This window comes from Ignavibacteriales bacterium, assembly GCA_026390575.1.
Lineage (GTDB): Bacteria > Bacteroidota > Ignavibacteria > UBA10030 > UBA10030 > Fen-1298.
Map to the genome: position 1 here is coordinate 1 of JAPLFR010000003.1, position 18,650 is coordinate 18,650.

16 protein-coding genes are annotated in these 18,650 nt (G+C 44.2%); 6 read left to right on the forward strand and 10 right to left on the reverse strand.

Annotation, left to right across the window (positions count from 1 at the left end):
- Positions 1-198: 198 nt before the first annotated feature.
- From NTX44_03020 to NTX44_03055, 8 genes are all read right to left on the reverse strand, one after another.
- Entirely contained in the window at positions 199-2,598 is a 2,400-nt protein-coding gene (locus NTX44_03020; protein MCX6120575.1) for a DUF5686 family protein, read from the reverse strand.
- A 59-nt stretch (positions 2,599-2,657) separates the two neighbouring features.
- Positions 2,658-3,647: an RluA family pseudouridine synthase gene (locus NTX44_03025; protein MCX6120576.1), complete on the reverse strand. Its 990-nt coding sequence runs from the start codon at positions 3,645-3,647 to the stop codon at positions 2,658-2,660.
- A gap of 11 nt (positions 3,648-3,658) precedes the next feature.
- A complete protein-coding gene (locus NTX44_03030; GenBank protein ID MCX6120577.1) occupies positions 3,659-4,315 on the reverse strand; it encodes a signal peptidase II in 657 nt (218 codons plus the stop codon).
- A gap of 95 nt (positions 4,316-4,410) precedes the next feature.
- Entirely contained in the window at positions 4,411-4,917 is a 507-nt protein-coding gene (locus NTX44_03035) for a TraR/DksA C4-type zinc finger protein (protein MCX6120578.1), read from the reverse strand.
- A 63-nt stretch (positions 4,918-4,980) separates the two neighbouring features.
- Entirely contained in the window at positions 4,981-8,112 is a 3,132-nt protein-coding gene (gene ileS, locus NTX44_03040; GenBank protein MCX6120579.1) for an isoleucine--tRNA ligase, read from the reverse strand.
- Positions 8,113-8,209: 97 nt separating this feature from the next.
- Positions 8,210-9,037, reverse strand: a complete 828-nt coding sequence (locus tag NTX44_03045; protein MCX6120580.1) for a purine-nucleoside phosphorylase — start codon at positions 9,035-9,037, stop codon at positions 8,210-8,212.
- A gap of 22 nt (positions 9,038-9,059) precedes the next feature.
- Positions 9,060-9,587 carry a DivIVA domain-containing protein gene (locus NTX44_03050; protein ID MCX6120581.1) on the reverse strand — a complete coding sequence of 176 codons (528 nt, stop codon included), beginning with the start codon at positions 9,585-9,587 and terminating at the stop codon, positions 9,060-9,062.
- Positions 9,588-9,598: 11 nt separating this feature from the next.
- Complete coding sequence (locus tag NTX44_03055; GenBank protein ID MCX6120582.1) at positions 9,599-10,390, reverse strand: YggS family pyridoxal phosphate-dependent enzyme; 792 nt, start codon at positions 10,388-10,390, stop codon at positions 9,599-9,601.
- 70 nt (positions 10,391-10,460) lie between these two features.
- Here NTX44_03055 and NTX44_03060 point away from each other — a divergent pair, with 70 nt between their 5' ends.
- From NTX44_03060 to NTX44_03085, 6 genes are all read left to right on the forward strand, one after another.
- The gene (locus NTX44_03060) at positions 10,461-11,879 is read left to right on the forward strand and encodes a tetratricopeptide repeat protein (protein MCX6120583.1); all 1,419 of its coding nucleotides are present in this window, start codon (positions 10,461-10,463) and stop codon (positions 11,877-11,879) included.
- A gap of 70 nt (positions 11,880-11,949) precedes the next feature.
- Positions 11,950-12,795 (forward strand): shikimate dehydrogenase, encoded by an 846-nt coding sequence (locus NTX44_03065; GenBank protein MCX6120584.1) that lies wholly within the window; start codon positions 11,950-11,952, stop codon positions 12,793-12,795.
- Positions 12,796-12,887: 92 nt separating this feature from the next.
- Positions 12,888-13,196 carry a 50S ribosomal protein L21 gene (rplU, locus tag NTX44_03070; protein MCX6120585.1) on the forward strand — a complete coding sequence of 103 codons (309 nt, stop codon included), beginning with the start codon at positions 12,888-12,890 and terminating at the stop codon, positions 13,194-13,196.
- A 14-nt stretch (positions 13,197-13,210) separates the two neighbouring features.
- Positions 13,211-13,468 (forward strand): 50S ribosomal protein L27, encoded by a 258-nt coding sequence (gene rpmA / locus NTX44_03075; GenBank protein ID MCX6120586.1) that lies wholly within the window; start codon positions 13,211-13,213, stop codon positions 13,466-13,468.
- 153 nt (positions 13,469-13,621) lie between these two features.
- Positions 13,622-14,545 carry a malate dehydrogenase gene (gene mdh / locus NTX44_03080; protein ID MCX6120587.1) on the forward strand — a complete coding sequence of 308 codons (924 nt, stop codon included), beginning with the start codon at positions 13,622-13,624 and terminating at the stop codon, positions 14,543-14,545.
- A gap of 240 nt (positions 14,546-14,785) precedes the next feature.
- Positions 14,786-16,126 carry an outer membrane protein transport protein gene (locus NTX44_03085; protein ID MCX6120588.1) on the forward strand — a complete coding sequence of 447 codons (1,341 nt, stop codon included), beginning with the start codon at positions 14,786-14,788 and terminating at the stop codon, positions 16,124-16,126.
- Positions 16,127-16,211: 85 nt separating this feature from the next.
- On the opposite strand, the gene NTX44_03090 is transcribed toward NTX44_03085, so the two are convergent.
- Together NTX44_03090 and NTX44_03095 are read right to left on the reverse strand one after the other, a co-directional pair.
- Positions 16,212-16,664, reverse strand: coding sequence for an ATP-binding protein (locus NTX44_03090; protein MCX6120589.1), 453 nt, complete (start codon positions 16,662-16,664; stop codon positions 16,212-16,214).
- Positions 16,665-16,677: 13 nt separating this feature from the next.
- A complete protein-coding gene (locus NTX44_03095) occupies positions 16,678-18,606 on the reverse strand; it encodes a hypothetical protein (GenBank protein ID MCX6120590.1) in 1,929 nt (642 codons plus the stop codon).
- Positions 18,607-18,650: the final 44 nt, after the last annotated feature.

Below are 18,650 nucleotides of genomic sequence, written 5' to 3' on the forward strand. Positions count from 1 at the left end.
CTGCTCGGCGATAGCGTGATCGATGTCGCTGACTTCTTTCCATCTATCCTCCTTTGGATTCTTCTCGCTGTGGTACCCAAAGTATAAACTCTGGGTACCATCTGCAAGAAAAGTAGGAGGACAAATGTCCTTATTTCAGCAGAAGCATCTTCATTGTTTTTGCAAATCCATTACTGCCGGTAAGTCTGTAAAGATAGATTACTGTCCAAAGCCAGAAACAAAATCTGAGAGCAAGAGCGTGAGTATCACTTTGCCCGGCTGCGTGAACCGATATGATAAATCGAGACGGAAGAAATCGAATATATTCGAAACACCGATTCCTGCTTCATAGTACCAGCCATCGGTGTCTTTCACAGGAAATTGCGGTGTTCGAAGTGCCTCGTCCGTCAACCATGACCGCGCCACAGATCCTATCACAATAAATTCAAGTTTCGATTCATAGAGTGCTTTAATTCCGGTAAGCGCAAACGGCGCCCGTCGGAAATTATATTCAATGGAAGCCAGGGCATAACGGTCTCCATAGTATTCACGCGACTCTACCCCGCGCAATGTCCCTTGCTCTCCTACGAATAACACGTTGGAGGCAAGCGAGAAATATCTCTGCGGTGGAAGCTGTCCTGCTGTTGTTCCTGCATTGACGATAACTGTGAGCGATGGCGGGAATAACAGGTTATAATTCATCGTGGATATTTTACTGCGAAGTTTCAGGTGAAATTGCGTAAACGAATAATCACTTCTCAGAGATGGATCTGAGTATTCCACTACAGTCGATGCACTGAATGAATTCCGTGTGATGCCCGGCATTTCAGTCGTTGCGTATCTTGCATTCAATGTGAAGCTATTCATTCTCCCATCAATGATAGAAGGATTATCCGGGTACATCTCGGAACGATTGAAGAATGAATACTCGGTATGCTTGGCAAGCGATTGTTGATTCTCTGAAAGCTCTGCCAGGGAAAAACGCCAGCAATCTGCCGGCAAATAGGTCACTGTTGTCTTCACGCCGTGGGCACGATAATAATCGTACGCGTCTGCATGTGCGAACAAACCATTGAAGATATTGAAGAACCGATCTTTCATCAACACCAGAGGAAATTCTTCCAACTGGTCATACATATCCAACGATATCGACCATCTCCGGTTGGACATCGTTATTGCTGCGGCGCCGAAAGCCGTAGTGCGGCTCACTGTATCACCGAACGAAAGTGTCGCCCCTGCATGCCATTTCCATCTCTCATCGGCTGTGCCGTACGCCACTCCACCACGGACACCCAAGTCGCTCGTTAATGAATCTGCCGTTTTTGAAAATCCCAGGTGCCATGCTTCCACACGATTGAATGTCAGATCGAGGTAACTCAATACACCGGTAGTCATCGCATTCATAAAACTCATCATCGCCCCGGATGGGGCAAATTGTTTTTCCAGCGTCTGTGTGCTGTCGAGTTTATGATAGGCGCTGTCCTGTTCCATTGTCAATGGCAGCACATCATGTGTTGCCCAAAACGTGGAATCAATTTTCTTCGCAGAAGAGTCGACTGCTGTTTTGCTTATGGTGCGAATACTATCGGGGAGTTCTGGATTCACCCGATAATCGTAGATGACCACGTCCCGCTCAACACCGATGGGCGGAAATTTAATCCCCATAATACGTAATTCCATATTTGCTTCGAATCGGTAATGCACAGGAAGCCAGACAGAACTATTGAAAAATCGGAACGATTGTTTATAATGGGATTTCAAAAAATATATAAACGGCGGCCCGTACGCTTCATTGGGTTCAAGATCGGCTTCGATGACCGCATAGGTGCGTTCTGCAATTTCAATCATCCCTTTGAATAAAGGATTGATACGTGACTTCGGAATAACTTCTATCTCGTATACTTCGAAATCATCCATTCTTCTCGTGGAGCGCAGCTTGTAGTCATAGAGATCGAATGCGTCCGGTGCAGTCGGGCCTGTAAACTGAAAGCCGCCCATCGTAATTTCATCATCATTAAAGTTGATGATATGGCCGACACGAACCGCCTGCATCGACTTCGGCAGATTACCTGTTTGCTTCTGCTGTGTAACAATTTCGCGGAGGGAATCATCGCTTCGCCAGTAGAGCGTCGAATATGATTCTGTGATGGCAGCGATGGAATCCTGCGCACGAATGACTAGCCGGTTGAATGCCTTGCCTTCGTAGGATGTCAACCGCTTCATCCATTTTTTTTTGCTTTCAATAGCATAGCGAATAATTTGATATGCAGGATCTTCACCTGTCACTACCATTTCTGCAACCTGAATGGCATTGGGCTGTAAACGGATCAACAATCTGTGAGCACCTCGATCGGTTATGATCACTGTATCCGATGTATGGCCGACATAACTTACAACCAGAGTGACAAGAGAATCACGCAAGGCAAACCGAAAATCTCCTTCTCTATTTGTAATAGTTCCCAGCATCGATCCGGCAATTCTGATGGTCGCCGAAGGAAGCGGTTCGTTCTCGACAGCGTCCACTACTTTGCCGTGGATAACAAATGATTGCTGCGAGAGCGCTGTACTTACACCGATAAGTATAAGGATCCACAGAGCGATTGTATGCGGTCGTGTCATTTTTTTATTACAGGCTTAATTGAGGATAAAGTATTACTGTTCACAGATCCATGGCAATTTTAGATATGCTCTAAAATCAATTGCATATCTGCCGGTAATTCGGAATCAAACTTCACAAATTCTTTTGTTGCAGGATGAATAAAACCGATCGTCTTTGCATGCAGTGCCTGTCGCGGGATGAGCTTCAGAAGATTTGCAGCGGCATGCGCTTTCTTCCCTTCCAGTCCATTCCACGTATTGGTTCGTCCGCCATACGTAGGATCGCCAAATACCGGATGATTAATGTGCGCCAAATGCACGCGAATTTGATGCGTGCGGCCGGTCATGAGATGCAGTCGAACGAGTGTAAGAAACTCGAATTCTTTTAGTACTTCATATTCCGTAATTGCAGATTTTCCATCTTCTGTAACCGCTACTTTTTTCCGATCGCGCTTGCTCCGGCCAAGATTTGCATCGATCGTTCCTTTTGGCGATTTGAATCTGCCCCAGACTATTGCCCAGTACTCCCGGTCGATGGTACGCTTGGCAAATTGTTTTGCAAGAAATGCATGCACCGCATCGCTTTTCGCCACCACCATAAGTCCCGTTGTATCCTTATCTAACCGGTGCACAATGCCGGGGCGCATCTCGGTGTTAAGTGTAGAAAGATGATTGCAATGATGCAGGAGTGCGTTCACGAGCGTGCCGGAATAATTGTTGTATGCGGGATGAGTGACCATGCCTGCCGGTTTATTCACAATCAACAGGGACGCATCTTCAAAAACAATATCGAGCGGAATATCTTCCGGCTCCGCATCCATGCGCGGCGGGCGCGGAAACGTAATATCAATAACGTCATTCGGATTGAGCAGGTAACTCGACTTGACAATCTTGCCGTTCACCAGCACCATTCCAGCTTCGATGGCTTGCTGAACTTTATTGCGCGTGGCATTCTCTACACGATGTGTAAGATAGACATCGAGACGTTTGCGGTGTTCACCGGGAGGAACGACGATGCGGAGTTGCTCGCGCTCCTCTGTATTCGTACCAGAGGGCTCCTGAGGGGACATAATTCGTGATGTTATGATGGATTCACCGAAGAACTCTGGACATCGTTCTTAGGTTCATTCATATTGCTGATCGAAGGATTTTGATCGGCAGAATTTTGTTCTGCATCAATCGCTGTTGCTGCCGGTTCTTCTATTTTAGAAAACTTCCGATAAAACAGCAGCATCAATACAATACCGGTAGAGACTGAAGCATCGGCAATGTTGAAAATAGCAAAACGGTTCATATGGATTGCAAGAAAGTCGATGTGAAAAAAATCCATATCGATGAAATCTACAACTTTGCCGTAGAACAGCGGCCCTTCGCCGAACATAACACCGTAAAATATTCGGTCGATGAGGTTACCAATCGCTCCGCCAAGGATCATTGCCAACGTTAAACGAACAATGAACGATTCCTTGCGCAAATGATAGATGTAGTAGAAGATACCGATGCTTGCAGCGAACGAGAAAAGCGTAAGGAATAATCGACCGCCGATTTCAATGCCGAATGCCATACCTGGATTTTCGACAAACGTGAGCCGAAGAAAATCACCGATGACCGGAATAGTTTGTCCAAGCTGCATTCCCTGGTGATAGTAGTCGAAGATCGGAAGAGTAAATCCTTTCACCACCAACTTGGTTATTTGATCAACAATAACAATACAGAGAGTTACATACAAGACACGCAAGAAAAACCTCAATAATCAATCGTTGTGAGTGAAGAGCAAACAGTGAAGAGTGATTTTAAATTATTCATTCATCACTATTCATTGATCGCTGTTCGTTAGTTACCGCCTTTTTTCATTTTGCACTTAACGCACTGATGCGCATGCGGCACTGCCTCGAGGCGTTCCTTGTCAATGAGATTACCACATTCAGAACAGAATCCGTATGTTCCATGCGCGATACGCTGCAGGGCGTCATCTAAATAATTAAGAAACTTGCCTTCGCGTGAAGCAAAAAGAAATGTCTTTTCCCGCTCCATCGCGTCCGTACCCTGTTCCATGTGAAGCGAGTAGGTCGAATTTTCAATCTCGTACTGCCCGGTTGTTACATCCATCATTGTGGATTTCAACGACTCAAGTTCCTCGAGAATTTCTTTCCGTTTATCCAAAATAATTTTCTTAAACCGCTCAAGGTCCGCTTTGCCATACCCCTTCTTGGATGGCACTTTCTGAGCCACGGCTTTCGTTTTCATTTTCTTTGCTGTGGTTTTTTTAGCGGCTTTTGTCGAAACGCGTTTCGTCGTTTTTTTTGTTATTGATTTCTTCACAACTTTTTTCTTGGCCATGGCTTTCCTCCCGTGTTATTGGGATAATGAAAAAAACAATCAATTAAACTTCACAAATATAAACTAAATTCTCACAACTGCAATTAAACTTTGCTCACTATTAATATCTTCACTTTTAGCACTCAGTTTCCGGGCATCTTCGTCAGATATTGCCTGGAACTCAATTGCCAGTGTTTCTTGCTTCACATACTCCGTCATACGATCCAGCGCTTTGGTTAATCGCTCTGACGATGCGTGGTGAATACGAATCCGGTCTGTAACGTCAAAACCAGAGTCTTTCCTCAGGTTCTGCACGCGATTTACAAATTCTCGTGCCAGCCCTTCGTCAACGAGTTCGTCTGTCAAAGCCGTATCTAACGCAACTGTCAGCGAACCATCGGTTTCAACTAACCAACCCTGAATATCTTCGTGTACTATCTCAACATCGCTCGTGTCTATGGTGTACTCTGTACCGTCGACTTTGAGCAAGAGCGTCCCCTGCACCTGAAGCTTGCTGATTTCTTCGGATGTCAAATTGCGAAGCCGCGCCGCGATCGGCTGGACTGATTTACCAAACTTGGGACCAAGAGATTTAAAGTTCGGTTTCGATTTCTTTTTTATGATAGCAGATTCATCCGCCACGTATTCAATATGCTTGACGTTTATCTCTTCAAGAATGACATCTTCCATCAATGCAATTTCTTTCCGGTCGGCCTCAGATTTCACCGGTAGAATAATTTTTTGCAGCGGCTGGCGGACTTTCAAATTTGATTTCATCCGCATCGCGCGCACAAGTCCGACGATCCGGATGACATGTTCCATCCGATATTCAAGTTCCGGATTGATGGTACTCCCATCCGCCTTCGGCATGGACTCCAAATGAACAGATTGGAGTGCCGATGTGTTCCCCATCATCAGATTGCGATATAGTTCATCCGACAAAAACGGAGCGAACGGCGCAATGAGCTTGCAGATTGTCAGTAAACATTCGAGCAGCGTTTGATATGCCGCGGTTTTATCTCTTCCTTTTTCACTCTTCCAGAAACGACGCCTGTTGCGGCGCACGTACCAATTGGAAAGCTGATCAATCGTGAAATCGCTTACAGCTCTCGCTGCCCGTGTCACATCATACCCTTCCATCGATTGAATATAATTTTTTATGAGCGAATTCAGCTCAGATAAAATCCATTGATCAATTTCCTGCCGCTCGCTTGTGGGGATTCTTAGTTCACTGTTGTCGAATCCATCCACATTCGCATACAGCGCGAAGAAAGAGTACGTGTTCACAAGCGTACTGAAGAATTTTCGTTGAACTTCGCCTATGATCTCTGAATCAAATAATGTCGGCCGCCATACGGGACTTTGCGAAACCAAATACCACCGCACTGTATCAGCGCTGTATTTCTTCAGCAGTTCAAACGGGTCAACCGTGTTCTTCTTCGATTTGGACATTTTCTGTCCTTGCTTGTCGAGAATGAGTTCGTTCACAAGCACATTTTTGAACGCCGGTTTCTCGAAAAGAAATGTGCCGATGGCATGCAGTGTATAAAACCATCCGCGCGTTTGATCGATGCCTTCAGAAATAAAATCGGCAGGGTATGCCTTTTCAAATCGTTCTTTATTCTCGAATGGATAATGCCATTGCGCGAACGGCATCGAACCGGAATCGAACCATACATCGATAAGCTCGGGTGTGCGTTTCATCGTCCCGCCGCATTCACACGCAAACGTTACAGCATCAACATACGGCTTATGCAAATCGAGCGGCTCTGAAACATTCTCACCTTTTCTATATTCTTCCACGCTGCCGATGCACTTTTGCTTGCCGCATTGTTCACACAACCAAATGGGAAGCGGTGTTCCCCAGAAACGGTCGCGCGAAAGCGCCCAATCTTTATTATCTTCCAGCCAGTTGCCGAACCTGCCGGCGCCGACTTCCGGCGGAATCCAGTTGATTTGTTTGTTCAACGCAATCATCCGGTTCGCGTAATCGGTAGTGCGAATGTACCACGATTCACGGGCATAATACAACAGCGGCGACGCACAACGCCAGCAATGCGGATAACTGTGGAGATGCATTTCCTTCTTATAAAGAATATTTCGATGACGAAGATTCTGAATGATCTCCGGGTCGGCATCCTTCACAAACATCCCGGCAAAATCGGTGACCTCGGCATTAAACTCGCCTGATTTATTCACTGGATGAATCGTCGGCAAGCCGTACTTCCTGCCGATTTGATAATCATCTTCACCGTACGCCGGTGCCATATGAACAATACCGGAGCCGTCTTCCGTTGTGACAAAATCAGCGAGAACAACGTACCACCCTTTTTCTTTCACGTGATGGTATGAATATATCCGTTCGTACTCTTTGCCGGCAAGCGCTGCGCCTTTGAATTTTTCCAGCACAACGTATTCATCACCAAGAACCGACAGACGGGCTTCAGCAAGAATGAAGTTTTCACCTTTCTGTTCAACTTTGACGTACTCAATCTCCGGATGAACGGCCAGTGCGACGTTCGAGATCAGCGTCCATGGTGTTGTCGTCCAAACGAGGAAGAACGTATTCTCTTCCCCTTTTACTTTTAATTTTATATAGACCGATGGATCTTTCACATCTTTGTACCCGAGCGAAACTTCGTGCGAAGACAATGGTGTTTCGCATCGCGGGCAGTACGGCTGAATTTTATATCCTTTATAGATAAGTCCTTTGTCAAAGTACTGCTTCAGTGCCCACCAAATGGACTCGATATAATTGTTTTCGAATGTGACGTAGGGATGCTGGAGGTCAACCCAGTAGCCCATGATCTTCGTCAATTCTTCCCAATCGGCTTTGTATTTCCAAACCGACTTCTTGCACTCCTCGTTGAACTTTGCCACACCATAACCGATGATGTCGTCCTTGTGTTTGAAGCCGAGTGATTTTTCCACTTCGATTTCAACCGGCAAGCCGTGCGTGTCCCATCCTGCTTTGCGATGCACTTGATATCCCTGCATCGTCTTATAGCGGCAAATGGTATCCTTCAGCGTTCGGCCCATCACGTGATGAATGCCGGGGCGGCCGTTTGCCGTTGGCGGACCTTCGTAAAAAGTGAACTCCGGTTTCCCTTCACGCGTTGAGATACTCTTCTTGAAAATGTCGTTTGTTTCCCAAGACTTCAGAATTTCTGATTCGAGTTCATGGTAATTTAATTTGTCTGTTAACTGCCTGAACATTCTAACAATTTCGATTTAGTGATTCGGTGATTGGGTGATTTAAGATTTGATGATTCTGTGATTCAGTGATTTTTCACTTTTCATTTTTACTTTTGCTTTATTGCTTCATTCTCTTCACGACTTCCTTCATAATCGCTGTCATCTTCGGTTCGGCTTTTGTGGCAACTTTGAGAATCTCTTCCAGCAGTGCCGGCTTCAACGCATCCGGGAAACATTCATCAGTGAGGATAGAAAAGCCAAGAACTTTCATTCCCATATGGACAGCAACGATATCTTCGGGAACCGTGGACATGCCGACAGCATCTGCACCAACAGTACGCAAGAAACGATACTCGGCTTTCGTCTCAAGATTTGGTCCCTGCATCGCAACGTAAACACCCTTCTGCACACGGATCTTCAAATCAAGCGCAGCTTGTTCGGCGAGAGCGATGAGTTCTTTGCTGTATGCTTCCGACATATCCGGAAAGCGCGGCCCGAGTTCATCGTCATTGGGGCCGATGAGCGGATTGTCGCCCAGCAAGTTGATGTGGTCTGAAATAAGCATGACATCGCCTTTTTGAAAAAGCGGATTGAGCGCACCGGCGGCATTGGAAACAAGAATGTTTTCGACACCGAGAAATTTCATGACGCGGACTGGAAAAGTAATTTGCTTCAGATCATATCCTTCATACAGGTGAAATCGTCCCTGCATCGCCACGATTTTTTTCCCGGCAAGTGTTCCAAAAATCAATTTGCCGTGATGTGATTCAACCGTCGAGACAGGAAAATGGGGAATGTTGGCGTAGTCGATGATAACTTCCTTTTTGATCTCTTTCACCAATCCGCCAAGGCCGGTTCCAAGAATAATGCCGATCTTGGGCTTTGCGTCCGTTTTGGTTCGGATAAATTCCAACGCTTGTGCAATTTGATTTCTCAGTTCAGTCATCTTCTCGTCCTCTATCATACTCTTACAACTTCTTCAGAATCCCTTCGAGTTCCAAATAATCTTTCCCTGTTCCTCTGGACGGATCTTTTGTCCCTTCGTCATCATCAATCTCAAGCGCTTTCATTAGATTTAATTCCGACGAAAGCAAGACTTTTAACCGACTGAGAACACTTTCCTTCCTTGCCTTGAGCTGGGATATTTCTTCTTTGACGTGAGCAAAATCCAGCCGTGCTTTCTCCAAAATTTGCGACGCCTTGATCTCCGCTTCCTTCACGATAAGCTCCCCTTCACGTTTGGAGTTTTCAATGGATTTTCCGCTTGTCTCCTGCGCTTGCATCAACGTCTGCTGAAGTGTCTTTTCAATGTTTTTATAATCAACAAGCTGCGTTTCCTGTTGTAGGAGTTGATCTTTCTGTTCCCTGTTCTCGTGAATGAGATCTTCCACTTCGTTCGAGACCATTTCAAGAAACGTTTCCACTTCGACGGGATCGTATCCGCGCATCGATTTCTTGAACTGCTGGTGCTTAATTTCTAACGGAGTAATTTTCATCGTTGTTCCTTTCAATTCAAGTTCTTTGTGCGTCTCCCAAATACTGCCGTTCCGATACGAACCAGGGTAGCTCCTTCTTCAATCGCTACTTCAACGTCATGCGTCATACCCATCGAAAGGTGACGCATCTGTACATTCACAATTCCCTCAGCTTCAATCTGTTTTTTCAAATCAGTCACACATCGAAAAGAAGAACGAGAATCATTCGGGTTATCCGAAAACGGTCCCATCGTCATCAATCCGCAGACACGAAGATGAGGTAACTGTGATAATTCTTTTATCAATGCGATAGCATGCTCCGGCTGAACACCAAATTTTGTCGCCTCGTCGGTGGTGTGAATTTCCACCAGCACATCCTGAACGCGGTTACATCGCTCGGCACGTTTGCTGATTTCTTTGCCAAGATTCAAATCATCCACTGAGTGAATAAGGTGAACATATTCGGTTATATATTTCACCTTGTTTGATTGCAGATGACCGATAAAATGCCAACGTATTGATCGTTCAGCGAGAGCTTTATGTTTTTCCTGCAATTCCTGAACATAATTCTCACCAAAATCAATCTGACCTGCATCGAGTGCCTCTTGTATCAAACCTGTCGAAAACGTTTTCGCAACTGCAATAATCTGCACTTCATCAATTTTTCGTCCACATTCTTGACAGGTCTGCTCGATGCGTTTCCGCAGATTTTTGAGGTTTTCAGCAATCATTCTGCTTTTTAGACAATAAATATACTCCAACTCGCCGCCAAAATCAAATACAAACATAAAAGAGCAATTTTTGAAAATTTGAAAAGATGACATTGCACATTTCTTGACTTCAAGTCGTTAATTTCTTTTATTACTACGTGAACTATTGATGACGGAGTACGCTGTGTCTAATTTTGATCATTTTGAAGATAACAACATGGGACCGAAGCAGAACAAACATTCGGAAGACGATGTTCGGCGGTTCCGTGAATTACTCCGTAACGGCGGCAAGGATATTAACAATCCGGAAGCATTGGAAGAAATTATCCAATTTTACTTTGAACACGATAAATATGACGATGCATTAACGTATGCCGAACGATTGCTCTCATTTGAACCGTTCAATGCTGATGCTTGGCAGAGAAAAGGCATGATCCTCAATAATTTATTCAAGTATGATGAGGCGCTCCTCTGCTTTGAGAAAGCACTGGGACTCAATCCTATAGATCCTGAGGCATATATCAATCGCGGTATAACATTAGATAATTTAAATCGCATACATGAATCGATGGAATCGTTCGATAAGGCGCTCGAACTTGATCCATCCCATGAAGATGCGCTGTTTCATAAAGGTGTAACGCTGGAAAAACTGGAACGATACGCTGAAGCGGAATCAATCTTTCATCGTATTCTTCAGATCGATGCGAACTATATTGATGCGTGGTATGAACTTGGGTATTGTTACGATTACCTTGATAAACCCGAAGAATCCATCCGCTGTTATGATGAACATATCAATCACGACCCATATAACTTTAACGCGTGGTATAATAAAGGCATCGTCCAGAATCGGATTGGGCAATTCACGAAAGCCATTGAGAGTTACGAATATGCTCTCGCGATTAAGGAGGATTTCCCTGCGGCATGGTATAATATGGGCAACGGATATGCAAATCTAGGGCGGCTGCAGGATGCTATTAAATGTTTCAAAACAACTCTTCACTATGAACCGAAGGACGTAGCAGCGCTGCATAATCTCGGCAATGCATATGAAGAATTAAATGATTTCACCGAAGCCATCGCTTGCTATTCAGCTGCAATTAAGATTAACGATCGGCACCACGAATCATATTTTGGCAAAGGATGCTGCTACGATGCACTCGGGCAGACGACGCAGGCTTTAGCTGAATACCAGAAAGCCGCTGAGATTAATTCTGAATATCCGGAATATTGGTACGCTTGCGGTGATGCACTGTACAATCTTGGACGAATCGATGACTGCCTTGAGTGTTATAGAAGAGTTGTGACATTGGATCCGAAAGATCCGGAAATTTGGTTCGATCTTGGCGACACACTGGGCGAAAAAGGATCTTATGATAAAGCGCTCTCGGCATTAGGAGAATGTATACGACTTGATCCAAAATTTGCACCGGCATATTTCAGTCGAGGAAAAGTATTGCTGTCAATGAATTCCAAAGAAGAAGCATCGAATGAATTTTTTATCGCTTTTAATTTGGTGCCAGATATGAAAAAAGATTTTGAACAACTCTATCCCAGCCTCGTGACCGACCAAGTGTTCGGGCACCTTTTTAGAAAACAGTAACCGCTCTTCATTCGTACATCTAATCTCTGCGGTTTTTCATTTTATACTAAATTCAGGACATGTATCTCTTATGAAACATTTTGCAGTTATCGGCCATCCCATCGGTCATTCTCTTTCTCCGCTCATGCACAATACGGCATTTACATTACTTGGCTTGGATTGCCAGTACGAAATGCTTGATATCGAACCGGCTTCTTTGCAACAATCAATCGAACGTTTTCGAGAACTGAATTTGGACGGGTTCAATGTGACCGTTCCACATAAAGAAACAATCATCCCCTTACTCGATGAAGTTGTTCCGGAAGCACAAGCCATCGGTGCCGTGAATACTGTCGTGAATCGCAATAATAAACTCATTGGATATAACACAGACATTATCGGTGTTGAGCGATCGCTTCGCCTCGATCGGGAAAAAATCGAGGGTACCATGTGTACGATTATGGGCTCTGGTGGTGTGGCTCGTTCAGTAGCGCACGTGCTGGCTCACACGATCAGACCTAAGGCGATTACATTCTCAGCTCTGTTTCCAGAACAAGCGTATGCGATTATTAAAGGCATAGGCAGAAGCACTGTCCAATTCAATGTGATCCATTGTACTGATGCAGCCCTTGAAGCTGCAATCAAGGACTCTACACTCATCGTTAATGCAACCGCTGTGGGAATGTTCCCTCAAGTCCTTGACTCTCCACTCCCCAATAAAAATTGGTTATCGAAGAAGCATATTGTCTTCGATCTTATTTATCGACCATTAACTACCCGTCTGCAAAGCGATGCGCAAGCCGCCGGGGCAAAAACAATTGACGGTTTGGGGATGTTTATTCATCAAGGAGCTGCAGCGTTTCAACTCTGGACGGGAATGGAAATGCCATTGGAGCAGATCCGGCAAGTTCTTGAAGGCAAATTAGCTGAGAAATGAAATTTTTCATTCCTTGGAAAATTCGTTGACTCTCTTCCACTTTTTCACTAACTTATAAGGTTCAAAAACGATTGTATTCAGTGAGGACAATAATGTACGCAGTAGTAGAAATTGCTGGAACACAAGTGAAGGTCTCCCCTTCCGACAAAGTGTTCGTACCGAAAATGCAGTCGGAAGTCGGCTCAACGGTAAAGTTTGACAAGGTCATCCTAACGGGCGACGAAAAGAAAGCAACGGTCGGTAATCCCTTTATTCAAGGAGCGTTTGTCGAAGCGAAAGTGCTGCGACACGTGAAAGACGAGACGGTCATCGTGCTCAAAAAGAAGAAGCGGAAGGGATACAGAGTCCGCAACGGACACCGGCAGCAGTACACAGAAATTGAAATAACAAATCTTGCTTAAACTGGAGAGGTTGTATGGCACATAAAAAAGGCGGTGGAAGTTCTCGGAACGGCCGCGATAGTAATGCTCAACGCCTCGGAGTGAAACGCTTTGGCGGTCAAGTTGTACTCGCCGGCAACATCCTCGTGCGTCAACGCGGCACAAAGTTTCATCCCGGCTTAAATGTCGGTATCGGCAGTGATGATACACTCTTTGCACTTGCCACAGGTATTGTGAAGTTTGAACGCGTTGGCAAAACAAGACAGCGTGTGAGTATTTTACAAGCCGTTTAAATTCAAAAAATAGTTTTTACATAGCCCCCGTTTGGGGGCTTTTTTTTTCCATACAAGAATTTTCTTCATATCGGATTGATTGGCAAGGAACTCTAAAATTTTAATCTTTGTTCTTACATTCATCATAATGCAATTTTAACATAGGAGGATTTCATGAAGATCACTGTTATTGGTGCAGGCAATGTTGGAGCAACATCTGCTCAGCGAATCGTTGACAAAGAACTCGCCAACGAAGTTGTTCTTGTTGACGTTATTGAAGGAATGCCACAAGGGAAAGCTCTTGATATTGCAGAATCTGCACCTGTTGAAGGGTCAGATACAAAAATCATCGGAACAAACTCTTACGAACCGACCGCCAATTCAGACATCATCCTCATCACCGCTGGAATTGCCAGAAAACCGGGGATGAGCCGAGATGATTTACAGAATACAAATGCGAATATTGTCAAAGTATGCACCGAGCAATCAGTGAAACAATCTCCCAATGCTATCATTATTGTTGTCTCTAATCCATTAGATGTGATGACGTATGTGGCTCTTAAAATAAGTGGTTTTGAACGTCATCGGGTCATCGGCATGGCAGGAATTTTAGATTCTTCTAGATTCCGAACTTTTATTTCAATGGAACTTGGAGTCTCCGTTGAAGATGTCAGCGCGTTTGTCCTCGGTGGGCATGGCGATTCGATGGTGCCATTACCGCGATACTCAACGGTTGCCGGCATTCCGCTTCCTGATTTGATGGATCAAGGAACGATCGACCGTTTAGTGAAACGAACTCGCGATGGGGGTATTGAAATTGTGAATTTCTTAAAAACCGGCAGTGCATATTATGCACCATCTGCTTCAGCGGTTCAAATGATTGAGGCAATTGTCAAAGATAAAAAACGTATTCTCCCCTGCTCCGTTCAGCTTCAAGGAGAATATGGAATTACCGACACTGTGGTGGGTGTTCCTATTAAACTTGGCAAAAAAGGGATGGAAGAAGTCATTAAGATTAAACTGACGCCAGAAGAACAAGCCGCTCTGAACAAGTCCGCCGCCGATGTCAAAGGAAATATGAACAAAATCACGTTCTAAATACTCTCTTTTTTCATAGCATCTATGAACCCCGCCGAGAATTTCCGCGGGGTTTCTTTTTTCTCGCTTCACGATTCACCGTTTCCTTCGTTGTTCTACAATTGGCAATAAATTTGTATTCTGAAAATTGCATCTTAATAATTCATTTATTATACTGCTTGCAATTGGAACATACTGCGAGATATCTTGTTTGATTTAACAACAAATCACAAATCACTCACATCACTTCAGGAGGTCACATTGAGAAAGCTTTCCTTCCATGTAATCGGGACTATCGTCCTTTCTGTGCTTATTGTTTGTATCGCTTTAGGCGGCGGATACCAGTTAAATGAACAAGGAGCACGTGCTGTAGGTATGGGCGGTGCGTTTGTTGCTCGAGCTTCAGACCCATCTGCAATCTATTTCAATCCCGCTGGAATGACATCGCTCAAAGGAATTAATGTGCTTGGTGGATTTAATTTAATCATGCCCTCGTCTACATTTAAGGGTGTCGGCGTTATGCAACCAGTGGAAGCATCAGCAAAATCGCAAGTATTTACACCGATCAATGTTTATGGCACATATCAGGCCAATGACAGGGTTACCGTTGGTCTTGGAATATATAATCCATATGGACTTGGCACTGAATGGGATAACCTGTGGGGACCAGCTTTGAATGGTGCTTACCTCGGCAGTATGAAATCGGTAAAAGCAGATATTGCAACTTGGTACTTCAATCCCTCCTTTGCTCTCAAGATTAATGATCAATTATCTGTCGGATGGGGTGTAAGTTATGTGTACGCAACAGTAACGTTGACAAAGAATCCTCTAGGAATACCAACCAGTCTGATGGAAATGACAGGAACCGGAAAAGGATGGAATGCCAATTTTGGTGCAACGTATAAACCTATGGATAAGTTATCGATTGGATTGTCCTATAGAGCCAGTACCAATATTGAATTTACCGGTGACCTAAAATTTTCCGGAATGAATGTTCATATTCCCGGTTTACCAGCTACGTATACATATGCCCTTTTATTCCCAGGTGGAACAGGCAAAGCAACATTACCTTTACCAGCCAATCTCCAGGTTGGTGCAGCATACGAAATTATGCCTGAACTAACAGTTGAAGGCGATTTCCAATTTGTCCAGTGGTCGGCATATAAACAGCTAAGCATAGCTATCACTCCTCCGGTTATTATTCCCCTCCCCCCTCCATACCCTACATTAGTTGGTCAGGGGACAATCACTCAGGATAAGAATTGGGATGATGGATTCCTGCTTCGTGCCGGCGCTGAATATAAGTATAATGCAGATATTACACTTCGTGGCGGATTGATTCTCGATCTTACTCCGCAGCCAGCAAGCAAGACCGAACCAATGCTTCCAGATGCGGATAGAACCGATATTACACTCGGCGGCAGCTATAAAATTAACGATAATCTCTCCGTAGATGCATCTTATATGTTAGTTCTTTTTGCTGAAAAGAATGCAGCGAGTTCAAATCCGACAGGAAGCAGTTCCTCAAGTATTGGCGGTGTCCCTGGAGTCTATAACTCCACAGCTCATATATTTAGTGTGAACGTCGGTTACGCATTCTAAATATTTTCATATTTATTTTTCTTAAAAACAAAAAACCCGTCTCTCTTGAGGCGGGTTTTTCTTTTTCTTTACTCCTGCACAAGCGTCAGTGAAGTTTTACTTTCATCTCCACAACAGAACCAGACTTTAATCGTTTAAATTTCACTTGATCCATGAGCGAACGCATTAAAAACACACCGCGACCGTTTTCTTTCATCAAATTTTTCTTATCACGCGGATCTTGTAAGTTTTCCGAATCAAATCCACTTCCTTCATCTTGTACATAAATAGTGAGATTCTTATCCCTAACGACGCAGCGAATAGTAACGTCCTTATCGGGATCGGATTTATTTCCATGGACAATTGCATTATTCACTGCTTCTGTGCAGGAAACCAGCAGACGGTACATCATACCATCATCGATATGAAGATGTTTGCTGACTTGCTGCAGAAATTCTTCAATCCGTGATATTTCTTTTGGGTTGCTTCGGCAAATCATTTTATAAATACATTTTTGATGTATTTTATCCGCCTTTTTCTTGTTCAATGTTGATTTCATTTCGTTTCCAACATTAAATGATAAATCCTACTTGTATTGATAGATTCGAAAGTATTGTTGCCGTTTTTCCATTGTTTTTTTGTTCTTCCCGCCATCCATTAATAACAACTTTTTCACCTGACAATCCTGACCATTCAATAGATGCGGTCGGGCCCATGGCTTCTATCCCTTGAGAAAATATTCGCTGATTACTTTCGTATGTGTATCGGTCTTGACCAAAATAACGGAATCCAATTCCAATTTTTACTCCAATCATCGAAGACCAAACGATTTCCGGCCACATCGTTTTTTCGATGACATATTCTTCCGGCTTTTCCGTGAACTCCTGCCAACGAAGCGTGCCACGTTCAAAGATACGCAAGCTTCCTGAAAAGTTACACTGGATTCTTTCGCTGAGCTGCACAACGGTGGAATCTGACCACAAGACCTGCCTAAATGAAAAGCTTCGTATAGACGCGACCTGCTGCTCATAATCACTGACTGTATAATTTGCCAGCACTTCGGTTCGCATAGCTGTGCGGAACCAAGAACTCGGCATGTATTCGACACTTGGCGAGAATCGGATAACACGGTTCCAATTATTATTTGCACTCTGATCTCGATGCAGATACACAAGATGAAATAATGTCAGATCTGCGTTCAGCATCAGCAGGAGGCGAGATGAAAAGCGATGCAAATACTCGGCTCCTGATGTCAGAAGTAATTCATCGCGATCATCAGTATTGAAGATACTTGGTGTATCATAACGCAGAATGCCTGCCGACGATACAACGCGGATTTTATCATCCTGCGTCACATCAGCTTTGAGGGCCGCCGTCAATGTCGTGCGTTGAGCAGTATTCTCTAAGCGGCTTACCGAAGCGCGTTGTGTATCAATAATAGCATTCGATGCCTGAATATCATCCAGCACTGAATGTCGTTCATCTTTTTCGGTGTATGCAAGTTTAACATCTGCCCTAAGCCAATACAGTGGTGACCACTGCAATGAAATACTGCCAAAGAATTGTATTTCTTGGATGCGCGAATCGAGAATCAGGGATGCGGGATGAAGGTAATCTTTAAAGCGATATCCTCGATTGATCAGCTGATTTGAGATTCCGATTGAAACAACCAGGGAGAAATTTTGATCCAAGTTATACTTCATTTGATTAGAAATTTCTAACACGCTTGCATCACGCTGAAGAATATTATGCGGTACACCGAGAGTGAGCTGGGTAGAAGAATCGAGCGACGTATAGAATTGCCTGCGCTGTGTGCTGTAATTCACCGCAAGCGAATCGTCAATGCCGCTGCCGAAATCACGTAAAAGGATAAGCTTGATATCTCCTGTACGAGGCGAACGACGGCCGAGCAAGGATTGGTTCCATGATGATTGAAGAGATGCTTTGAATTCTTCAAGGTCTACTTGACGTGCGTTGAAACCGAGTGCGTAAGCAAAACCATTATCGTTCTCCTCCTCTTGTGTGTTCAGTTCATATCCGCCCAGTGCTTCACCGGCGATATTTCCCGTCGGCAAGTACTCGAACCCTGCAAGAACCTGATGCTGTGCCATTCTGCCGAGATCAATTGCACGATTGTCAGCGAGGACATTGGATGAGTTTTTAATTTGGAAATTCCAGTTTTCAAAGAGCCGTGCACGTAAAGCAATGAGACCCTGATACTCATCTTGAATTGCCGTCTGGTTCGTTTTTATAAGGCGAGATCGAATTTTCTGATGTAACGTAACATCCCAAAGCTGTCCGTAGATATCCTTTTTGAAATCTCCTGACCATATATACGTGTTGAGAACGTGATCAAAACTAAGAGAAGAAAGCTTCAAACTATCTGCTTCAGGAGCTGTAAAAGGATGAAACAATTCCTGACCAATCGCTCTTTCTTGGAAGAAGAACAATCCCAAAATAAAAAGATATAGGAAAGTGCATGGACTTCTGAGCACAAACATCACTGACTCATTCCATTATCGTTCACTGAACATCTGCAGAAATC

Coding starts and splice junctions, on each gene's coding strand:
- NTX44_03045 (MCX6120580.1), bottom strand. CDS start 9,037: ATGACTGAACTGAGAAATCAAATTGCACAAGCGTTGGAATTTATCCGA.
- NTX44_03025 (MCX6120576.1), bottom strand. CDS start 3,647: ATGTCCCCTCAGGAGCCCTCTGGTACGAATACAGAGGAGCGCGAGCAA.
- NTX44_03020 (MCX6120575.1), bottom strand. CDS start 2,598: ATGACACGACCGCATACAATCGCTCTGTGGATCCTTATACTTATCGGT.
- NTX44_03090 (MCX6120589.1), bottom strand. CDS start 16,664: ATGAAATCAACATTGAACAAGAAAAAGGCGGATAAAATACATCAAAAA.
- NTX44_03065 (MCX6120584.1), top strand. CDS start 11,950: ATGAAACATTTTGCAGTTATCGGCCATCCCATCGGTCATTCTCTTTCT.
- NTX44_03035 (MCX6120578.1), bottom strand. CDS start 4,917: ATGGCCAAGAAAAAAGTTGTGAAGAAATCAATAACAAAAAAAACGACG.
- ileS (MCX6120579.1), bottom strand. CDS start 8,112: ATGTTCAGGCAGTTAACAGACAAATTAAATTACCATGAACTCGAATCA.
- NTX44_03095 (MCX6120590.1), bottom strand. CDS start 18,606: ATGTTTGTGCTCAGAAGTCCATGCACTTTCCTATATCTTTTTATTTTG.
- NTX44_03050 (MCX6120581.1), bottom strand. CDS start 9,587: ATGAAAATTACTCCGTTAGAAATTAAGCACCAGCAGTTCAAGAAATCG.
- rpmA (MCX6120586.1), top strand. CDS start 13,211: ATGGCACATAAAAAAGGCGGTGGAAGTTCTCGGAACGGCCGCGATAGT.
- NTX44_03055 (MCX6120582.1), bottom strand. CDS start 10,390: ATGTCATCTTTTCAAATTTTCAAAAATTGCTCTTTTATGTTTGTATTT.
- mdh (MCX6120587.1), top strand. CDS start 13,622: ATGAAGATCACTGTTATTGGTGCAGGCAATGTTGGAGCAACATCTGCT.
- rplU (MCX6120585.1), top strand. CDS start 12,888: ATGTACGCAGTAGTAGAAATTGCTGGAACACAAGTGAAGGTCTCCCCT.